Source organism: Photobacterium obscurum (assembly GCF_026191635.1).
Classification (GTDB): Bacteria; Pseudomonadota; Gammaproteobacteria; order Enterobacterales; family Vibrionaceae; genus Photobacterium; species Photobacterium obscurum.
In genome coordinates, this window is the sequence record NZ_JAKRRW010000016.1 from 54703 (window position 1) to 72946 (window position 18244).

Consider the following 18244-nt stretch of genomic DNA (forward strand, 5'->3'; position numbering starts at 1 on the left):
TACCTTTCCTACTCTAATTCTTGTTCGCTGGCTTACGCCGTAATTTCACGCATATCGTACATAGACATCTTGCCCAGCCCTTTGAGGCTTAGCAGGGTCGTTCCGCCATCGGACGGAATGTTGACCGACTCAACCTCTGCCGCGATCATCATCTTTTGGCTCCAGGCATCGTTACCGTGCTCAGCTACCACCTCAAAGGTATAGGTACCAGTGCCCAGCTCATCGCCGTTGATTTCAAACTCAGCCATACCGGCGCCTTGCGGGCCAATCTTGATTTCATCAACCACTTTGCCTTCTTCGTCATAGACCATTACCTTGGCACTATCGACGGGCTGATCGAACTGAACTCGACCATCGATCATCTGACCTTCAGATACATCCAGCCCCTGGTTAACTTCCATCAATACTTTCTTGCCGACCAAGTTAGTGGACTGAAGCATTTCAAGGTTGGTGATGCCGATGTTCATGTTCATCATGCCGCTCTTGACCCCTTCCAGGCTTTCGACAGCTGACATCATGCCCAGCTGGGTCAGGTACTCGGTACCATCGGTCGGATTGAGCGGATCCTGATTCTGGATCTGAGCCACCATCATGGTCAGGAAATCATTGCTGGACGGGCTCATTCCGTTACCGGATACCTGAGGCTCCTGGGATGCCGCCTTTGGGCTGTACTGACTGGTGGTCGTAATTTGTGGCAAACTCACTTAAGGCTCCTAACTTGTCTTACCCAAACGCAAAATACTTTGCTGCATGCTGCGAGCCCGGCTCATAACATCAACACTGGTTTCAAAACTTCGGGATGCCGCCATCATGTCTGCCATTTCTTCCACCGCGTTCACCGTTGAATGAAATACATAACCGTCTTTATTCGCCTTCGGGTGGTTAGGTTCATAACGTCGACGCAGCGGCTCGTCACTTTCAATCACATCGTCAATCTGCACTTTGGCTCCCGCCGCCGGGCTATCAAGATCAATCATTACCGTGGAAAACACCGGTCGCTTGGCGCGGTACCCGTCCTGCTCAGAACCAGAGACCACGTCCGCATTGGCCAGGTTACTGGCCACCGTGTTCAGACGTACCGTCTGTGCCGACATTGCGGAACCGGCAATGTCATAAATCGTAGAAAAAGCCATAGCTGTTACTGTCCGTTAATGGCTTTTTTCAAGCCGCTGAGTTTCATATTCAAAAAAGTCGTGCTGGTCTGAAAGGCCATCGCATTGGAGGCAAACTTAGCCTGCTCAACCCCCAGTTCAACGGTATTACCATCCTGGGCTGGCTGCTGCGGGTTACGATAGAGCAGCTCGTAGTTCTGAGGCCGACGGCGGGCCTGGTGCCGGGCTCTTGCCTCATTGGCTACCTGACTCATCGCATCTTCGAAACTGATATCGCGCGCCTTGAAATTCGGGGTATCGACATTGGCCAAGTTACCGGCCAATACTTTTGCGCGTTGTGTTCGAAACGCCAATGTATTAGGGTGTACCCCCAGAGCTTGTTCAAAGTTAATTGCCATTGTTCGTCGCCGTTGTTGTCGCAATCGTGCCTAGATGCACACCGTTGTGATGGTCAAACCAAACCGACAACAAGCATGAAGCGTGCCAATAGTTATACCCCTTTAGACTCAATTAGTTACGGTTGTATCAACGTGTGTTTCAAGCAAATGCGGAAGTGCCACTTCCGAGCGGAAATTATCTTAATCACCAGCTTACTTATGGGCGTCCTCCCAAATACCAGCCTGGCGAAAAATGTACCGACAGCCTCACCTGGCAAGGCTTCCGCCCAACAGGAAGTCTCCCGCTACCTGGAGCAGCAAGTCCGACGCTACGCCACTAGCATCGGCAGCCAAGACTATCAGATCAGCCTGCAGCCACTTGCAAAACTTCCCCGTTGTGATCAACCGCTTCACCAGGCGCTGAGTGAACCGACGCAACCTGTCGGTCGACTTTCCGTCACGCTTGAATGTCATCAGCCCAACTACTGGAAAGCCCGGGTCAAGGCCGAGGTGGCCATTTTTCTTCCGCTTGTTGTTGCCAAGCATCCGCTAAGCCGGAAGCAAACTATCACCCAGGCCGATCTCAGCCTCAAGCGCAGTAATTTGGCCTATCTACGTCATGGTTATTTCACCGATATCAATGCCGTAGCCGGCCTGAAAAGCCGCCGAAAAATCACCGCCGGCAAAGTGATCAGCCCGCGAATGGTCGAGGCGCCGCAACTGGTGCAGCGCAATGAAGAAGTGATCATCGAAGCCCGGATGGGCAGTATGACCGCAAAAATGAAAGGGGTTGCGCTTGAATCAGGCGCGATGGGGGATTCAATCAGAGTCCGGAATCTGTCGTCCAACAAAGAGATTTTCGCGACGGTTACCGGGCGGCAACGGGTGCAAACCACCTTTTAATGATAAAATGATTTAAGCATTCCGCTGATCGGTCGCTTTAGATCAGTAACCGCACATCTGTTTTTATGTGAAGACTATGATTGGAAAAATATCTCACTCGCAGCCCGTCGCATTACCGACTGAGGCCGCAAGCAAAACTGCAGAGCCAAAAACCGCCTCTGTGGCACAAGTTGAACTCAGCCATGAGATGAAATCGCTGCAATCTGCCAAGCAAGCTATGGAGACAACCAGCGATGTCGATATGGATAAAGTCGCTGAGATGAAGGCAATGCTGAAATCAGGCAAGGTTTCGGTCAACCTGGATTCGCTGGCAGACAGCATGCTCGACTTCTATCAGGGACAGAACTGATGGCCTCTCAAGCCCAGCTGATTAAAAACCTGTTTAGTGAACTGGCCCAGGATGTGAAGAGCTATCAACAGTTAGAACGACAGCTGCAGCACCAGGAGTCTCTCTTGGTCAACCGCGATAGCCAGGCACTGCTGTCTCATAACGCCCAGCTCCAGCAGCTAATGCAGCAACTCGGAGAGCATGCACAGCGCCGATGTGAATACCTAGAAGCCTTGGGAGTGAGTGCCGATGATACCGGCATGAAACGCCTGCTCTCTGCCCTGCCAGCCCAATACCGTCAGCAAGGCAGTACATTGTGGCAGCAGCTTTATGAATTAACGCTGCAGTGTCAGGAGCGAAACAACAGCAACGGACGCCTGTTGGCACAACAAAAACAAATGATTGATAAGCTGCTGAAGCCAGAACAACAGTATTGCTATAGCCCCGGCTGCTGAACCTCCGGCAGCTAAACCCGCTCAGCGGCGATGAAAAAAACGATTCATCGACAGTTCATCCATCACTTTTTGCTCCTGCCGCTCCTGCTTACGCTGGATTTGGGCCAGTCGCTTATCTACGATCTTATCGCCCATTTTGACCTGACAGTGCTGCTCGACCAAACGGGCATTCATACTGCGGAGTTCTACCTGCGACAACGCCAGCTCCTGACGCTGGAGATTGGTTAAATTATCCAGCTGATGACGGAAGCGACCAATCCCCTTAAGCAACAAGGCCGACGCTTCGCTACCACTGGCCACCGCATATTGCCCCGAGAGGCTTTCCAGTAACTCCAGGCGCTGTTGGTGCGCATGGGTCTGCTGGTTGAGCTCTGAACACTGCTGCTGCAGCTCATCAAATTTCTTTTGTTGCTGATCCCGCCAGCCCTGTACCACTTTCACCCGCTTCATCATGGTTTAGTGTCCTCCGGCCAGCTGCATCAATTGCTGCTGACTATCGGCAAGGAGTACCTGATCATGCATCCCTTGCTGCAGAAAGCCACAGATTTCCGGGTAATAGTGCACGGCCATATCTAAGTTCTGATCCTGTCCTGGCTGGTAACCACCGAGAGAAATCAAGTCCTGTACCTGGCGGTATCGGGCATAAAGCTGTTTCACCCGCTGGGCTTTTTGCAACTGCTCCGGCGTAACCACTTGGGGCATGGCACGGCTGATAGACTGCTCGATGTCGATCGCCGGATAGTGTCCCTGTTCGGCCAGTTCACGATTAAGGACAATATGTCCGTCAAGAATCGCCCGCGCGGCATCGGCAATCGGATCCTGTTGATCATCCCCTTCCGACAACACGGTATAGAACGCGGTAATCGAACCACGCTCCGTCGCGCCATTACCCGCACGTTCAACGAGTTGCGGCAACAGGCTAAACACCGACGGCGGATAGCCCTTGGTGGCTGGCGGCTCGCCCACTGCCAAGGCAATTTCACGCTGTGCCTGTGCGTAGCGCGTCAACGAATCCATCAGCAGCAGTACGTCATGCCCCTGATCGCGGAAAAACTCAGCAATACGGTGGCACAGCATCGATGCCCGCAACCGCATCAACGGCGGATCATCCGCCGGTGAGGCGATCACCACCGCATTCTTCATTCCCTCGGGACCCAGCGAATGCTCGATAAACTCACGTACCTCACGGCCACGTTCGCCAATCAGCCCGACCACGGTAATTTCTGCGGTGGTATTGCGGGTCATCATCCCAAGCAACACACTCTTGCCGACACCACTGCCGGCAAACAGCCCCATCCGCTGCCCCTTACCGACACTCAGCATGCCATTGATCACCCGAACCCCGACATCCAACTGAGTCGAAATCGGCAAACGCTGCAACGGGTTAATGGTATCGCCATGGAGGTTGATACGTTGCTCGGCAGTGATAGCGCCGCGGCTATCCAAAGGTTCACCAAGGCCGTTTAACACCCGGCCCAGCATGCTGTAACCAACATTGATTTTACTGTCGCCCTGGAGCGGAAGGACCCGGCTGCCCGGACGCAACCCGGTCGTATGGCGGATTGGCATTAATACCGAGGCATTGCGATCAAATCCCACTACCTCGGCTTCGACCAAGGTGCCGAGATCCGTTTCAATCATACAGCGCTGACCGGTACACAGACGACAGCCTACGGCTTCCAGGGTCAAACCCGCCATCCGAGTTAACCGCCCGTAGGTGCGGGCAACCGGCACGTCAGGAACCTGCTCAACCGCCGAGGATAAACGAGCATTCAGCTCCTGGAATAAATCACGCATCAGTTAACAGGTTGTCCCGTATCGATTCCATGCAGGCCTCAAGGCGCTCTTCACTATCGGCAAATGACTCCGAATCGCGGGTAACCACCCGACAGCTACCAATCGTCAGAGAATCATCCGGCTTGAGATTCCAGGCACTGACTTGCTCAGGCACCAACTCAACCAGCCGCTGGCAATCCTGCGGGTTAAGATAGGTCACCAGCTCAGGTTTTTGCTCGGGCATCTGCGCCAAGGTTTCTTCAATCAAACTGACCATCTGGCTCGGTTTGAGGGTCAGCTCGGCGCGGATCACCTGGCGGGCAACCTTCTGCACCAGATCGCAAATCATCTCGCTCTGCTGACGAACATGCTGGTGGAAGACCTGCTGGATCTGCTGCATCAGGTGATCAACCGAGGTTACCGTTCCGCCCATTTGCTGCTGCACCTGGGCAATACCTTCGCGGATCCCCTGCTGGCGACCTTGCTCCAGTCCCTGCTGCTCACCAAACTGCTGGCCTTGCGCCAACCCTTCCTGATAGCCCTGTTCATGACCTTTTTGCTGGCCGTCCTGAAATCCGTTGTTGAATTCATCCTGATAAGAACCTGTCGGCTCGTCACCGAACAAATCCTCCTCCGGCTGGACCAGCGGCGGAAAGTGATAATTCCGATACTGGCCCGGCTGGGGGTGAAGAACTGTTGCACCCTGCTTCTTCATCATTACTCCACAACCGGTTCACTAAAGAGCTGCAGCTCAATCTCGCCGTCATCAGCCAACTGGCGCAACGTCGTGATCAACTGTTCGCGTGCTTCTTCGACCGCACTTAGACGCACTCGGCCTTTGCCTTCCATCGCCTCGCGCAGGTACTGTGCGGCACGTTTCGGCATAGTTGCAAAGATCTTGTCTTGCAGTGCTTGCTCGCTGCCTTTCAGTGCCGTTGCCAGCAGCTCCTGGTCGACTTCCTCCACCAGACGCTCCAGCGTATCTTCGGTCTGGCGTACCAGAATATCGAAGTTATACATCTTGCTTTCCAGGGTCGCGACCAGTGTCGGATCCAGCTCTTTCAAACCGGTCATTACTTTCTGGCTCTGTTCACCCTTGAGGCGATTGATGATTTCACTGGCTTTTTCGGTACCGTCAACCAAGGTGCTATTCTGCTGGCCAACCTGGGCCAGGAATTTCTCCAGCAGGACATGCACCTCGTCAATCATGTCGGGGTGAATTTCTTTTAGGTTGGCAAGGCGGTATAGCAGATCGTCCAAGTTCTCGGTCGGCAAGCGCGCCAATAGCTGGGTGGCAACCTCTGGTTCCAGATACGCTAGGAACACCGCCTGCATCTGCGGGTGCTCGCCAGAAATCAGTTCAGCAAGCTTGGCAGGCTCAAGCCACTGCAAACGTTGCAGGTTATGCTTGAGCGAATCGCCATAAATTGAATCCAGCAACGGCTGTGATAGTGACAAGCCCAGAGCCTTATTCAGAGTTCGCTCGAGATAGCTGCGCGAGGCGCCGGAAATGCCGGACTCACTCTTGAAGTCATTAAAAAAACGCTGAAAAACTTTTTCTGCCTGATCTTTTTTTACGGCCGGAATACCGGCCATAGCGATCGAGAGCTGGCGAACCTGCTCACGATCAAGCTGCTTCAATACATTCGCTGCCGCTTCTTCACCCATGCTCAGCAACAGAATCGCAGCTTGTTCAATGCCAGGGTTATTCTCAGTTGTCATCTTTCGGTGTGATCCATTGTTTAACGACATGCGCGACACGCTCAGGCTCTTTCTCAGAGAGCATCTGCAGATAAGACGATTGTACTTCTAAACCAGTTTCAGGGCTTGGCAGTTCAGGCAGATCGCTACTTGCTACTACAGAGCTAATGCCAGCCCCTGTCGCCAATGCCTGTGCCTGCTCGGCAGGAACATTGGCTTCGGTTTCATTGCTAAGCTCTCCAGCTGACGGAACGGTAGTGACTGCCGCCGGCGTTTCGCTTTCTGGCTGGAATGTGGCTTCCGGTACAAGTACATCGGTTGATTTTGCCCCGCCGGACAATTGGCGGATCGCTGGACGAACCACAGCCAGCAGGATCACCAGTGCCACAATCGCCGACAGGATATAGCGTAGGTAGTCCAGCCATACCATCTGTGTCCACCAGGCAGGTTCGTCGCCCAGTAAATTGGCTTCGGCCAGGGTAAAGGGATAAACCAACACGGTAAACTTGTCACCGCGTGCTTCGTTGATTCCCATCGAGTCCGCCAGCATCTGCTTGATATCAGCCAGTTGCTGAGCACTAAAAGTATCCGGCTGGCCATTAAGCAATACAGATACACTTAAACGCTTCAACTGCCCCTGCTGATAGAGAGTATGCTTCAGAGTGCGATCCAGCGCATAATCACGGGACGACTCGCCGCGTTCGTTGTCACCTTTCGCGTCTTCTTCCTCATCCTCTTCCGGCGGGCGGTTACTCAAGGCACCAGGAATGCCTGTAGCGTCCTTGGCCGAGCGGCGGTCATAGGAATCAAATTCGTTCCTAACCGCCCCATCTGGTGCATAAGTTTCTTCGGTTGCCTCTGTCCGATCGAAGTTAATGTCTGCGGCGACTTCGACCTGGAAGTTATTCATTCCGACCAACGGGCGAAGCATGCGCGAAGCACGCTCGATATGGCTGCGTTCCAGTTGCTGGACGTATTCCAGGTAACGGCTGCTATTTCTGCCATGCTGATCACTATCGTTGATCACCGCCGACAACAGGTTGCCTTGCTGGTCAATAACATTGACGCGCTCAGCCGTCAGTTCCGGCACACTTCCCGCAACAAGATTAACAATCGCTGTGACCTGCTCCGTACCCAGGCTCTGGCCAGGACGCAGCGACAGCACCACAGAAGCCGATGATTGTTCTTTTTCCCGGCGGACAAACAAGGTTTGCTTCGGAATCGCCAAATGCACCCGAACATTGCTCACCGCTTCCAGCGTCATGATGCTGCGGGCCAGCTCACCTTCCAGACCATGCCGATAGCGAGCACTTTCAATAAACTGGCTGGTTCCAAGGCTGGAATCTTGCGACAAAATTTCTAGCCCGGTTGGCAATTGCGCCTCAACCCCCGCCGTCGCCAAAGCCAGACGCGCCTTGCCCAGACTATTGCGCTCTACCATGACATTGCCTTGCTGGGGCTCGATATAAAAATCCATCCCGTTCTGCTCAAGCACAGACAGCACTTGGGTTCGGTCAAACTGCTCATGTTCGCCATATAGGGGACGGTACTGACTACCCCCCTGCCATAGGCCAATAACAACCACGACAGTAACCAAGGCGGCAATCACCCCGAGTAACGCGACAAGACGGGCACCGGATATTACCCGCCCCATACTAGAAGGGCTGGCCATATTGGCCAGCCTTTGTTTAATTAATTCGCTCACTTACTTCTTCTCATTACACTGGCATTTTCATGACATCGTCATAGGCGGTCAGTAGCTTGTTACGGACTTGCACTAAAGCGGCAAATGACAAGCTGGCTTTCTGGCTGGCAACCATTGCCCCGACCAAGTCGTTGCTCTTGCCGGTATCCACGGCCGTCATCAAGGCTGAGGCTTCTTTGCCCTGCTGATCGACACTGTTTAACGCCTGCGAGATCACATCCGTAAAGTTCACCGGATTCACTTGGTTAGCCGTCATTGGATTAGGCGCGATCTGAGTCGTCTCCAGCACATTCATTTGTGCCTGAACCTCACTCATCTGGCTCAATGGCAATTGCATGCTCATCACTTTATCTTGCATGTCAGGTTCTCGTGTAATAGCGATTATGAATAGTTAGTATTGGCTACAGAAAAATCCGTATTTTGCCCAGTTAGGATCTGTTCGATATCCAGCCCCTGCTCGCGCATTGTCTGAATCTTATACCGCAAGGCACGGGTCGAGACTCCAAGCTCTTCCGCGGTTTTACTACGGTGGCCATCAAAGCGACGCAATGTCTCGATGATGGTGTCAAACTCGGCTAATTTGCGACTTTTCTGCAAATTTGGCTTCGAGCGGCTTGTCGTCGTTTTGCGCGGGCTAATTGGAGCGGCCCATGTTTCCAACGCAGCAGCAGGATCCTGGGCTGTTGACTCCTTCCCCTCGAGCTGGATTGGCAACATCAGGTCTTCCGCACGGATCAGACAGCCGCGGCTCATAACCAACGCCCGCTGAATCACATTCTCCAGCTCACGAACATTGCCCGGCCAGTCGTACTGACGCAGTGCCTCCTGAGCCTCACTGGTAAACTCAATGGTCGTTTGAGTATTAGGCATATGGCGCATCATGAGATAACTCGCCAGCGGCACGATATCGTCCTGCCGCTCTTTCAACGTGGCGCAATGCAAAGGAAAAACATTAAGCCGGTAGTAGAGATCGGCGCGGAACCGTCCGTCGGCCACCGCCTGCTCGAGGTTACGGTTGGTCGCCGCCAGCACCCGAATATTCAGTTTAATTTTCTGGTGGCTGCCAAGACGTTCCACTTCACGCTCCTGCAGCACGCGCAATAATTTGGTTTGCAGGGCCAGAGGTAATTCGCCGATTTCATCAAGCATCAGGGTACCGCCATTGGCAACTTCCAGTTTCCCGGGCTGGGCAGATGCCGCGCCGGTAAACGCCCCTTTGGTATGGCCGAATAGAATTGATTCAATCATCGTTTCCGGGATCGCGGCACAATTGATGGCAACAAACGGGCCGGCAGAGCGGGGCGATGAATCATGGATAAAACGCGCTAGCACCTCTTTCCCGGTACCGCTTTCACCATTGATCAGTACGGAGGCATCGGTCTGCGCCACCCGTTGTGCCAGCTGAAACATCTGCTTGCTCAAGCGTGATTCGGCAACAATCGGCTGCTTTTGCTGCTGAGGTTGCACCAAGCGCTGAACAAGTTGACCAAGATGCATATGACCAAACGGGAGCAACAAATAGTCTGTCGCCCCCTGCTGCATTGCTCGTGTTACCTGCGCAACGTGCTGCAACTCAGAGATCACAACGATAGCCCCCTGATAGCGAGGCTTAACCAGCTTGATCAGGTCAGCAGCTTCGGTGCCGTCTACCAGACATGTCGGCAACAACAATAAATCCCATTGCTGAAGCGATAATAGGTGCAGGCAGTCCGCCATACAGGAGGTCTGGGTTAATTGGTACCCTTCCGCTTCCCCGTCTATCAAAACCTGATCCTGGACCGGGTGGTAAGGGTGAAACATTAAAACTTGCCAGTTATTTTTCATGACTTACCTGCCGCAGACTTCTTAATTAAACGTACTGTCACCCGACGATTTTTCTTCCGCCCTGCCTCATGGGCATTATTCGCAATAGGGTAGCGGTCACCATGAGAGCGGATTTGAATCATAGTATGAGGAATGCCGAACTCGATGAGCAGCGCTGCCACTTCCTCGGCACGCTCTTTGGACATACGCAACTTTACGCCCGTACGCCCGCGGTTATCCGAGTAACCATCAATCAATATCTTGCTAATCGATGGCGTAGCCTTCACATATTCCGAAATGCCTCCGAGCGCCCTGTGACTATATTTTGACAGCGTTGTCGAGCCAGATTCGAAATAAAACTCACTATTCCTAACTTGTTGATAGTTAACTGGCATTAAATTATTACGACAAGCAGCAAACGCTTCGGCAGGCACCGCAAAATTAATATTGGATAAAACAACCCCGTCATTAATTTGACGCCCATTATTTAAAATGACTTTTATCCAGGCGCCTTGCTTCAAATGCTCAAAGACTGAATTGGCGCTATTAATAATAAGGTTACCAGTGGCTTGCGAATAAAAAACCTCACCAATATCATCAATATATTTAGCGGTATCGCGACTCCAAACTGGAGGCACTCTATATACAGAACGATATTCCGTTAATTCCGTCAACTGATTAGACTTAAGCTCAAGCCTTAATTCCTCGCCAGCTTCGGCAATTATTTTTGCAACACCTAAGCCTTTAATTTCATGCGCCATTGAGCATATTGTATTATTACCAGAAAACACCCATTGGCTGTTATCCAGTGCTGATATTTTTACATTTTCACGGCTATATACCGAGAAAGATAATAATAGTATCAATAGAATAATACTGCTTCGTCTAACCATCAAAGAGCCTAAAAAACATAACCATATAAAGATTTGATAACACAAAAAGGTGAAAGCCTCCCCCAATAACAAAGGGCCTCATCACCTTAAATACTTAATTGAGCACTCAACTAAGCACTACATTTCATTTGCTGTATTAATAATAAAATGTTAAAACATTGTAAATCCGATGTGGTAACTCAAATAACCTTGTAGAACCAGTAAGATAAATCGGAAATAAAGGCCCTATCGTCTACAGGTTGATGGCTATTCTGATATCGAGGATTTATCAATTTATATATATAACCTGAGTGAATGAGAAAACATTCGGGATAGTATGTCAACTGTCAATAAAATGAACGCGTATAAAAGTCGTGTGATAATTTTTTGACATACCTCACCAAAGAGATATTTGTTTGACAAACCTATTGCTCAAACGGTAACCTCCCGCGACTGAATTTAACGAACACTGATTATCGATTAAACGCCGAGAAAATAATAATAAACAATACAACAAAGCCAAGCCAACAAGAGTAAAAACAAGCAATTACAAAAATAAACACTTATCGCAAGGCTAAAAATCAACCAATTAAGTTGTGCTTTGTTCAATTGTGTTATTTTCTTAACAACTAGATATATAAATTCATATTGATAATTGTGAACTTGATTCCAATGAGTTTAGAAACAGCGTTTAATTAAATCAAAATTAAAGATTAAACATTGATTTTTAAATTAAATACAACTTAATGAAACAGTGTTTATTATTTGCAAGCAAAATAGCGTGTGTCTTTTTTTTATTTAAGCCGCACTTAACTATTTATTTGAATAAGCATATTCAACGTACTGTTACGTTTAACGCAAATCTATTGGTTGCTAAAAGGTTATGACGAAAAAGAGCAAAATAATCTCAGAACTTGACCAGGTGGAAGTTCGTGCTTTTGATCTCGCAAGCCCTGAACACCGTATCGGCGCCTTACAAGCCATCATTGATAATGTCTGCAAGCAATTTGAACGATCTGCTCGCCAGTCTTTTCATCACCTGTTGCGCCATCCTGTTGAATTTCGCTTTGAGCAGCAAGACACGCTGAAACTGCAGGACTACTTACAGCAGCTCCAGAAACCGAGCCTGTATCGAGAGTTTACGGTTAGCCCACACGATTTACACGGCGCAGTCTCTATCGAAGGCGATCTGCTGTTTTTTATGGTGGATCTGTTCTTTGGCGGCAGCGGCAATAATGTTCGGCGCCACAGCGACATGAGTGATACTGAACTGCGACTGGTTGAGCGTTTTTTCAACCTGGCTCTGGATCAGTTTGCTAATGGCTGGCACAGCATTACCAGCTGGCACAGCCAGCTTACCGAAAAAAATACGCTGCGCCTTGGCAACCCAATCCAAAACAACCAGCTGTACCAGGTATGCCGCTTTACGATTGATGTCTGCGGTCACCAGGGCTGGTTCGACATTGCCCTGCCTTTTGCCGGACTGGATTTTTTGCGCGAGCAGCAATGCAAGCCGACTGACGTGGAAACCGATCCCGAGCTACAAGCCAGAATCCAGGCCAAACTGTGCCAGACCCCGATGCGCTTAATGACCACCCTGTGTGAGCGGCGCCTGTCCCTGGGCGAAGTGATGGACTTGAAATCAGGTGATGTCATTCCTGTCGAGCTACCGAGCGAAGTCACGGTCCGGGCTGGCAAGACGTCCCTATTCACCGCGCGTATTGCAGAAAACAATGCAAGTCTTGTACTTCAAATTCAAGATGTTATTAAACAGTAACAGGAACTACCATGTCTGAACAAACCAATGACCTGAATATTGACCTTGATGAACTGGACTTAGGCAGCCTAGGCCAGGACCCGGCTCTCGGCGCACAAGCCACCGCACCGCAGGATATGTCATTTATCCGCAATATTCCGGTAAACCTGACCCTGGAAGTCGCCAGTACCGAACTGATGGTAGGCGATTTAATGAATGTTTCGCTCGGCACGGTTATTGAGCTCGATAAACTTAGCGGCGAAGCCATGGATGTGAAGGTCAACGGTACCCTGCTGGGCCACGCTGAAGTGGTTATCGTCAATAATAAATACGGCCTGCGCCTGGTCAACGTCGTGGATGACAATGACATGCTGAAAGGGTTAACCAAATAATGCGCCGGATTGGGCTATTGCTGACGCTCCTGCTATTCAGCCTTCCGTCGCTGGCGCAGGACTTGCCGCTGCTGACCATTAACGGTCCAAATGGCCCGGAGGAATACAGCGTCAAGCTGCAAATCTTCCTGCTGATGACTGCACTGGCCTTTTTGCCGGCCATGCTGCTGATGGTCACCAGCTTTACCCGAATCATCATCGTACTGGGTATTCTACGTCAGGCTATGGGCTTACAACAAAGCCCGCCGAACCGGGTGCTGATCGGGATCGCCCTAACACTGTCGCTGTTTATCATGCGCCCTGTGCTCTACGACATCTACGACAATGCTGTTGTCCCCTATCAAAACGGGACGCTCACTATGTTAGATGCCTTCAATACCGCGGAAAAGCCATTGCGCCAGTTTATGCTGCAGCAAACCCGTGAAACCGACCTAGAGCAGATTTTGCGAATTGCCAATGAGCCAGTACCGCAGAACATGGATGACCTCGATTTTCTGATTGTCATGCCTGCTTTCATTCTCAGTGAACTGAAAACTGCATTTCAAATCGGTTTCATGCTGTTTATCCCGTTTTTGATCATCGACATGGTTGTTGCCAGTGTCCTGATGGCTATGGGGATGATGATGCTGTCACCATTAATTATTTCGCTGCCGTTCAAGCTAATGATTTTTGTCATGGTCGATGGCTGGTCGATGACAGTCGGTACACTAAGCGCGAGTTTTGGATAGGTATGGGCACTGAATTTCTTGCAACCTTCTTTGGTGAAGCGTTAATGATCATCGTCAGCATGGTCTGTGTAATGATTGTCCCTAGCCTGCTGGTCGGCCTACTGGTGAGTATTTTTCAGGCTGCGACCCAGATTAACGAGCAAACCCTGAGCTTTTTGCCTCGTTTGCTGATGACATTTGCGATGCTGGGGTTTGCCGGCCCCTGGTTGCTCCGTACTTTTAGCGATCTTTTCACTCGCTTATTTTTAAACATCCCACACCTGATCGGCTAACGTCATGCTAGACATTTCAGCCGCCCAGCTCACCGCCTGGCTAGGACAAATTTGGTGGCCATTTATCCGTCTCAGTGCCGCAATGCTGATGATGCCGATTTTTGGCGGTTCCAATATCCCGGCCCAAATCCGCATTGGGCTGGCATTCATGCTCAGCATGCTGGCGGCACCACTGATGCCGCCGATGCCCAGTGTTGACCCCTTCTCGCTTGATGCCATCCTGTTCGGCGCCCAGCAAGTGGTTATTGGCGGTATCATGGGACTCATGCTCGAGTTGCTGTTTGCCGTATTTACCACCATGGGGCAAATCTTATCGATGCAGATGGGCCTCGGCATGGCGATGAGCAATGACCCAATTAATGGCGTCAGCATTCCTACCCTTGGTAAATATTATCAGCTGTATATCCTACTGCTATTTCTCGCCCTCGATGGCCATTTAGTAGCCCTCGATGTGGTAGTGCAGAGCTTTAAAATATGGCCCGTTGGTGACATGCCTAGCCAGGACGCCCTATACAACGTCATCATGCGCCTGGGCTGGATGATCGCGGCCGCTTTCCTGTTGGCACTGCCCGCCGTCTGCGCAATGTTGCTAGTTAACGGGGCGTTCGGCATGATGAACCGCGCCGCCCCGCAGCTCAATGTGTTTGCGCTGGGTTTCCCGATGACCATGCTGCTTGGCCTGATGTGCCTGCTCATTACGACGTCCGGAATTCCGGAAAACTTTACCCGTCTTTGCAGTGAAACCCTGCAGATGATGGCTAACCTGGAGGCAAGTCGCTAATGAGTGACAATAGCAGCCAGGACAAAACGGAACAGCCCAGCGAACAGAAGCTTCGTAAGGCCAGGGAGGAAGGTAACCTCCCCCGTTCGAAAGAGCTGGTGACCGCACTGATGACCCTGGGAGCCGCACTGCTGCTCAACGCTTTCTCGGGGGCGCTGGCAGAAATGTTTCAGGTGATCACCACCCTGAATATGAAATTACCCAAAAGTGCCGCCTTCGAGCCTGAATACATGCTCAAGCACCTCGGTATCAGCCTAAAAGCGATGTTGCTGGCTATCGCCCCAATGCTGGGATTGCTTGTGCTCGTTACCGTACTTGCCAATATCGTCCGTGGTGGCTGGAATATCTCAAGCAAAGCCGCCCAACCCAAATTTTCCAAGCTTAACCCGATATCGGGGATCAAGCGGATGTTCTCGACCAAATCACTGGCCGAGCTGATTAAAAGTATCCTCAAGGTGGCCCTGATTGGCACCACCCTGTACCTGCTGCTGAGCAACAACCTGACCCAAATTGTGATGCTCCAGCGGCTGCCGCTCACCGAAGCGATCCTGCAGACCATCGATTTACTCTGGCAGGGGCTGTTCAGTTATGGCTTGGCCCTGCTATTGATTGCCGTTTTAGAAATGCCGTACGCGGGTTGGGAATACACCAAGCAGTTAAAGATGACCAAACAAGAGGTCAAGGAAGAGCACAAGAACAGCGAGGGTAAGCCCGAGGTCAAAGCGAAGATCCGACAGATGCAGCGCCAGATGTCACAGCGCCAAATGATGAAGGCCGTGCCTCAGGCCGATGTCGTGATCACCAACCCGACCCACTATGCGATCGCCCTGAAATATGATCTGGACAAGGCCAATGCCCCTTTTGTTCTGGCGAAAGGTGTTGACCAAATGGCACTGCAAATGCAGCAGGTGGCCCGACAGCATGATCGCCCGATTGTTGAGATCCCGGCCCTCACCCGTGCAGTGTACTACTCCACGAATGAATGGCAGGAAATCCCGGCCCCGTTATATGTCGCCGTTGCCCATGTACTGACCTTTGTCTTCCAAATGGAACAGTACCGGCAGGGACGTCAATCCCATAAACCTGAATTCCCACAAGTCACAATTCCTAAAGAATTGCGCCGCTAACCGGAACTGAGCTGAAATGAAACAAAAACTCACCCCGTTGCTACAGCTACTCGCTAAAGGACAATTGGGGATCCCGCTGCTCCTGATGATCATACTGTCGATGGTGATCCTGCCTATCCCGCCGTTTGTGCTGGATATGCTATTTACCTTTAACATCGTCCTTGCACTGCTGGTGATGCTGGTCAGTGTTTACAGCAAACGGCCACTCGACTTCTCGGTATTTCCAAGCATCTTGCTGGTTGCGACCCTACTTCGCCTGATGCTAAACGTTGCCTCGACCCGGGTGGTGTTGCTCAACGGCCATGAAGGTGGTGCTGCGGCCGGTAAAGTGATTCAGGCATTCGGTGATGTGGTGATCGGCGGCAACTATGTGGTCGGTATGGTGGTGTTCGTGATCCTAATGATCATTAACTTCGTCGTGATCACCAAAGGTGGCGAGCGGATTTCCGAAGTCAGCGCCCGCTTCACCCTTGATGCAATGCCTGGTAAGCAGATGGCCATTGATGCCGATCTGAACGCCGGCATTATCGATCACAACCAGGCCAAGCGCCGCCGTGAAGACGTCGCCCAGGAAGCCGACTTCTACGGTTCGATGGATGGTGCCTCGAAGTTCGTCCGCGGCGATGCCGTAGCCGGTATGCTGATCCTGTTCATCAACATTATCGGCGGGATCAGCATTGGGGTATTCCAGTACGGCCTGTCTTTTTCTGAAGCCTTTGAAACCTATGCCCTGCTGACCATCGGTGATGGTCTGGTCGCCCAGATCCCTTCACTACTGCTGGCTACAGCCGCTGCAATCATTGTGACCCGAGTTGCCGACAGCAACGATTTATCGAAACAAATCAGCAAACAGATGCTGGCCTCGCCAGTCATTATGTTTGTAGTCGCCGGTATTATGCTGGTGCTCGGCCTGATCCCGGGGATGCCGCACCTGGCCTTCCTCTGTTTTGCCGCCGTCATCGGCCTCGCCGGCTGGAAAATGCGCCATATGGACAGTTCGGCGGTTGACGATGAGGACTTGGCACGAGCCGAAGAAATTGTCGAGCAGCACGACCAGCCAGAGAATAAGGAGCTGGCTGCCGGCGATATTCCTTTGGTCCATGCCCTGAGCCTGAATGTCGGTTTCCGCCTGGTCAACCTGATTGACCGCCGTCAAGGGGCCGAGCTGCTCAGCCGGCTGGTCGGGATCCGTAAAACCCTCACCGAACAGCGGGGGTTTGTGATCCCGCAAATCCATGTCAAAGATGATCTCGCCCTAGAAGCCAGCCAGTACAAGATTGCCGTCAGGGGAGCCACTATCGTTCAGGCTGAACTCGAGGTCGACCGCTTGCTGGCGATCAACCCGGGCCAGGTATACGGCAATGTTGATGGCATCATCACCAAGGATCCTGCTTACGGGATGGAGGCAATCTGGATTCTGCCAACCGATAAGGATAAAGCCGTCAACCTCGGCTATACCGTTGTTGACCATGCGACCATTATCTCGACCCATGTCAGCAAGGTGGTCAACGATCATATTGACGATATTCTGAGCCCGGAAGAAGTCTCGGGCGTCGTCGAGCGACTGGCCAGCCTGAATAGTAAGCTGGCAGATGATCTACAGCAGAAATTGAATCCGCAGCAGCTACTAAGGGTATTTCGCCAGCTGACGACCGACGGAGTGTCGCTGGCTGATATTGTCACGATTGCCAACTCACTGGTGGAATCGGCAGAGCTCTCTCAGGATCCGATTTTGCTTGCTGCCGATGTCCGCTGCGTGTTGCGCCGGGTGCTGCTCGGTAGCTTAATTGGTATGCGCGCGGATGTTCCGGCGGTCACCCTGTCCGGCGAGCTGGAAAATGTGCTGCTTGGCGCCCTCAGCCAGGCGCAGTCTGGCGGACATGTCCAGCTAGACGGATTTGCCCTGGAACCTACCGTTATCGAGAAGCTCCAGCGCAGCCTGCCTGAGGTGCTGGACAATATGCGGCTTCACGGCCACAGCCCAATCCTGCTGGTTCTGCCGCAATTACGCCCGCTGCTCGCACGCTATGCCCGGGTTTGCGCCCGAGGCTTGCATGTCTTGTCCTTCAATGAAATCCCGGATGATAAAAACGTCTCTGTGGTCGGAAATATGGGCTAACCAGAGCCATACTTTCATCCCGTGACATAAAGCCTCT

21 protein-coding genes are annotated in these 18244 nt (G+C 51.7%); 10 read left to right on the top strand and 11 right to left on the bottom strand.

Annotated features, from left to right (window positions below):
- Nucleotides 1-32 precede the first annotated feature (32 nt).
- The 3 genes from MD588_RS18100 to flgB are packed head-to-tail and all read right to left on the bottom strand — an operon-like array spanning nucleotide 33 to nucleotide 1510.
- A complete protein-coding gene (locus MD588_RS18100) occupies nucleotides 33-704 on the bottom strand; it encodes a flagellar hook assembly protein FlgD (RefSeq protein WP_265698965.1) in 672 nt (223 codons plus the stop codon).
- A gap of 9 nt (nucleotides 705-713) precedes the next feature.
- Nucleotides 714-1133, bottom strand: coding sequence for a flagellar basal body rod protein FlgC (flgC, locus tag MD588_RS18105; protein WP_265698967.1), 420 nt, complete (start codon nucleotides 1131-1133; stop codon nucleotides 714-716).
- Between the two features lie 5 nt (nucleotides 1134-1138).
- Nucleotides 1139-1510, bottom strand: a complete 372-nt coding sequence (flgB, locus tag MD588_RS18110) for a flagellar basal body rod protein FlgB (RefSeq protein ID WP_265698968.1) — start codon at nucleotides 1508-1510, stop codon at nucleotides 1139-1141.
- Nucleotides 1511-1708: 198 nt separating this feature from the next.
- Here flgB and flgA point away from each other — a divergent pair, with 198 nt between their 5' ends.
- The 3 genes from flgA (at nucleotide 1709) to MD588_RS18125 (ending at nucleotide 3175) form a co-directional block, all read left to right on the top strand.
- A complete protein-coding gene (flgA, locus tag MD588_RS18115; RefSeq protein ID WP_265698969.1) occupies nucleotides 1709-2392 on the top strand; it encodes a flagellar basal body P-ring formation chaperone FlgA in 684 nt (227 codons plus the stop codon).
- Nucleotides 2393-2468: 76 nt separating this feature from the next.
- Complete coding sequence (gene flgM / locus MD588_RS18120; protein ID WP_265698971.1) at nucleotides 2469-2741, top strand: flagellar biosynthesis anti-sigma factor FlgM; 273 nt, start codon at nucleotides 2469-2471, stop codon at nucleotides 2739-2741.
- Nucleotides 2741-3175, top strand: coding sequence for a flagellar protein FlgN (locus tag MD588_RS18125; protein ID WP_265698973.1), 435 nt, complete (start codon nucleotides 2741-2743; stop codon nucleotides 3173-3175). Before flgM ends, MD588_RS18125 begins: the two co-directional genes overlap by 1 nt.
- Nucleotides 3176-3196: 21 nt before the next feature.
- On the opposite strand, the gene MD588_RS18130 is transcribed toward MD588_RS18125, so the two are convergent.
- The 8 genes from MD588_RS18130 to MD588_RS18170 are packed head-to-tail and all read right to left on the bottom strand — an operon-like array spanning nucleotide 3197 to nucleotide 11053.
- Nucleotides 3197-3628, bottom strand: a complete 432-nt coding sequence (locus tag MD588_RS18130) for a flagellar FliJ family protein (protein WP_265698974.1) — start codon at nucleotides 3626-3628, stop codon at nucleotides 3197-3199.
- Between the two features lie 3 nt (nucleotides 3629-3631).
- Nucleotides 3632-4972 (bottom strand): flagellar protein export ATPase FliI, encoded by a 1341-nt coding sequence (gene fliI / locus MD588_RS18135; protein WP_265698976.1) that lies wholly within the window; start codon nucleotides 4970-4972, stop codon nucleotides 3632-3634.
- On the bottom strand, nucleotides 4965-5666 hold the full coding sequence (fliH, locus tag MD588_RS18140; protein WP_265698977.1) for a flagellar assembly protein FliH: 702 nt from the start codon (nucleotides 5664-5666) through the stop codon (nucleotides 4965-4967). Before fliH ends, fliI begins: the two co-directional genes overlap by 8 nt.
- A gap of 2 nt (nucleotides 5667-5668) precedes the next feature.
- Nucleotides 5669-6673, bottom strand: a complete 1005-nt coding sequence (gene fliG, locus MD588_RS18145; protein ID WP_265698978.1) for a flagellar motor switch protein FliG — start codon at nucleotides 6671-6673, stop codon at nucleotides 5669-5671.
- A complete protein-coding gene (fliF, locus tag MD588_RS18150; RefSeq protein WP_265698979.1) occupies nucleotides 6663-8357 on the bottom strand; it encodes a flagellar basal-body MS-ring/collar protein FliF in 1695 nt (564 codons plus the stop codon). The genes fliG and fliF overlap by 11 nt, the downstream gene beginning before the upstream one ends.
- A gap of 13 nt (nucleotides 8358-8370) precedes the next feature.
- Entirely contained in the window at nucleotides 8371-8715 is a 345-nt protein-coding gene (gene fliE, locus MD588_RS18155) for a flagellar hook-basal body complex protein FliE (protein ID WP_265698980.1), read from the bottom strand.
- 23 nt (nucleotides 8716-8738) lie between these two features.
- A complete protein-coding gene (locus MD588_RS26070; RefSeq protein ID WP_322784261.1) occupies nucleotides 8739-10181 on the bottom strand; it encodes a sigma-54 dependent transcriptional regulator in 1443 nt (480 codons plus the stop codon).
- Nucleotides 10178-11053 carry an OmpA family protein gene (locus MD588_RS18170; RefSeq protein ID WP_265698981.1) on the bottom strand — a complete coding sequence of 292 codons (876 nt, stop codon included), beginning with the start codon at nucleotides 11051-11053 and terminating at the stop codon, nucleotides 10178-10180. Before MD588_RS18170 ends, MD588_RS26070 begins: the two co-directional genes overlap by 4 nt.
- Before the next feature lie 862 nt (nucleotides 11054-11915).
- On the opposite strand from MD588_RS18170, the gene MD588_RS18175 reads away from it, so the two are divergent.
- From MD588_RS18175 to flhA, 7 genes are read left to right on the top strand one after another with little or no spacing between them, the layout of a single operon-like run.
- Nucleotides 11916-12809, top strand: a complete 894-nt coding sequence (locus MD588_RS18175; RefSeq protein WP_265698982.1) for a flagellar motor switch protein FliM — start codon at nucleotides 11916-11918, stop codon at nucleotides 12807-12809.
- Nucleotides 12810-12820: 11 nt separating this feature from the next.
- Complete coding sequence (fliN, locus tag MD588_RS18180; protein WP_265698983.1) at nucleotides 12821-13180, top strand: flagellar motor switch protein FliN; 360 nt, start codon at nucleotides 12821-12823, stop codon at nucleotides 13178-13180.
- Nucleotides 13180-13908 (top strand): flagellar type III secretion system pore protein FliP, encoded by a 729-nt coding sequence (gene fliP, locus MD588_RS18185; protein ID WP_265698985.1) that lies wholly within the window; start codon nucleotides 13180-13182, stop codon nucleotides 13906-13908. Before fliN ends, fliP begins: the two co-directional genes overlap by 1 nt.
- A gap of 2 nt (nucleotides 13909-13910) precedes the next feature.
- A complete protein-coding gene (locus MD588_RS18190) occupies nucleotides 13911-14180 on the top strand; it encodes a flagellar biosynthetic protein FliQ (protein WP_265698986.1) in 270 nt (89 codons plus the stop codon).
- 4 nt (nucleotides 14181-14184) lie between these two features.
- Nucleotides 14185-14961 carry a flagellar biosynthetic protein FliR gene (fliR, locus tag MD588_RS18195; protein WP_265698987.1) on the top strand — a complete coding sequence of 259 codons (777 nt, stop codon included), beginning with the start codon at nucleotides 14185-14187 and terminating at the stop codon, nucleotides 14959-14961.
- On the top strand, nucleotides 14961-16088 hold the full coding sequence (flhB, locus tag MD588_RS18200; protein WP_265698989.1) for a flagellar biosynthesis protein FlhB: 1128 nt from the start codon (nucleotides 14961-14963) through the stop codon (nucleotides 16086-16088). The genes fliR and flhB overlap by 1 nt, the downstream gene beginning before the upstream one ends.
- Nucleotides 16089-16104: 16 nt before the next feature.
- Nucleotides 16105-18207 carry a flagellar biosynthesis protein FlhA gene (flhA, locus tag MD588_RS18205; protein ID WP_265698990.1) on the top strand — a complete coding sequence of 701 codons (2103 nt, stop codon included), beginning with the start codon at nucleotides 16105-16107 and terminating at the stop codon, nucleotides 18205-18207.
- The last annotated feature ends 37 nt before the right edge of the window (nucleotides 18208-18244 follow it).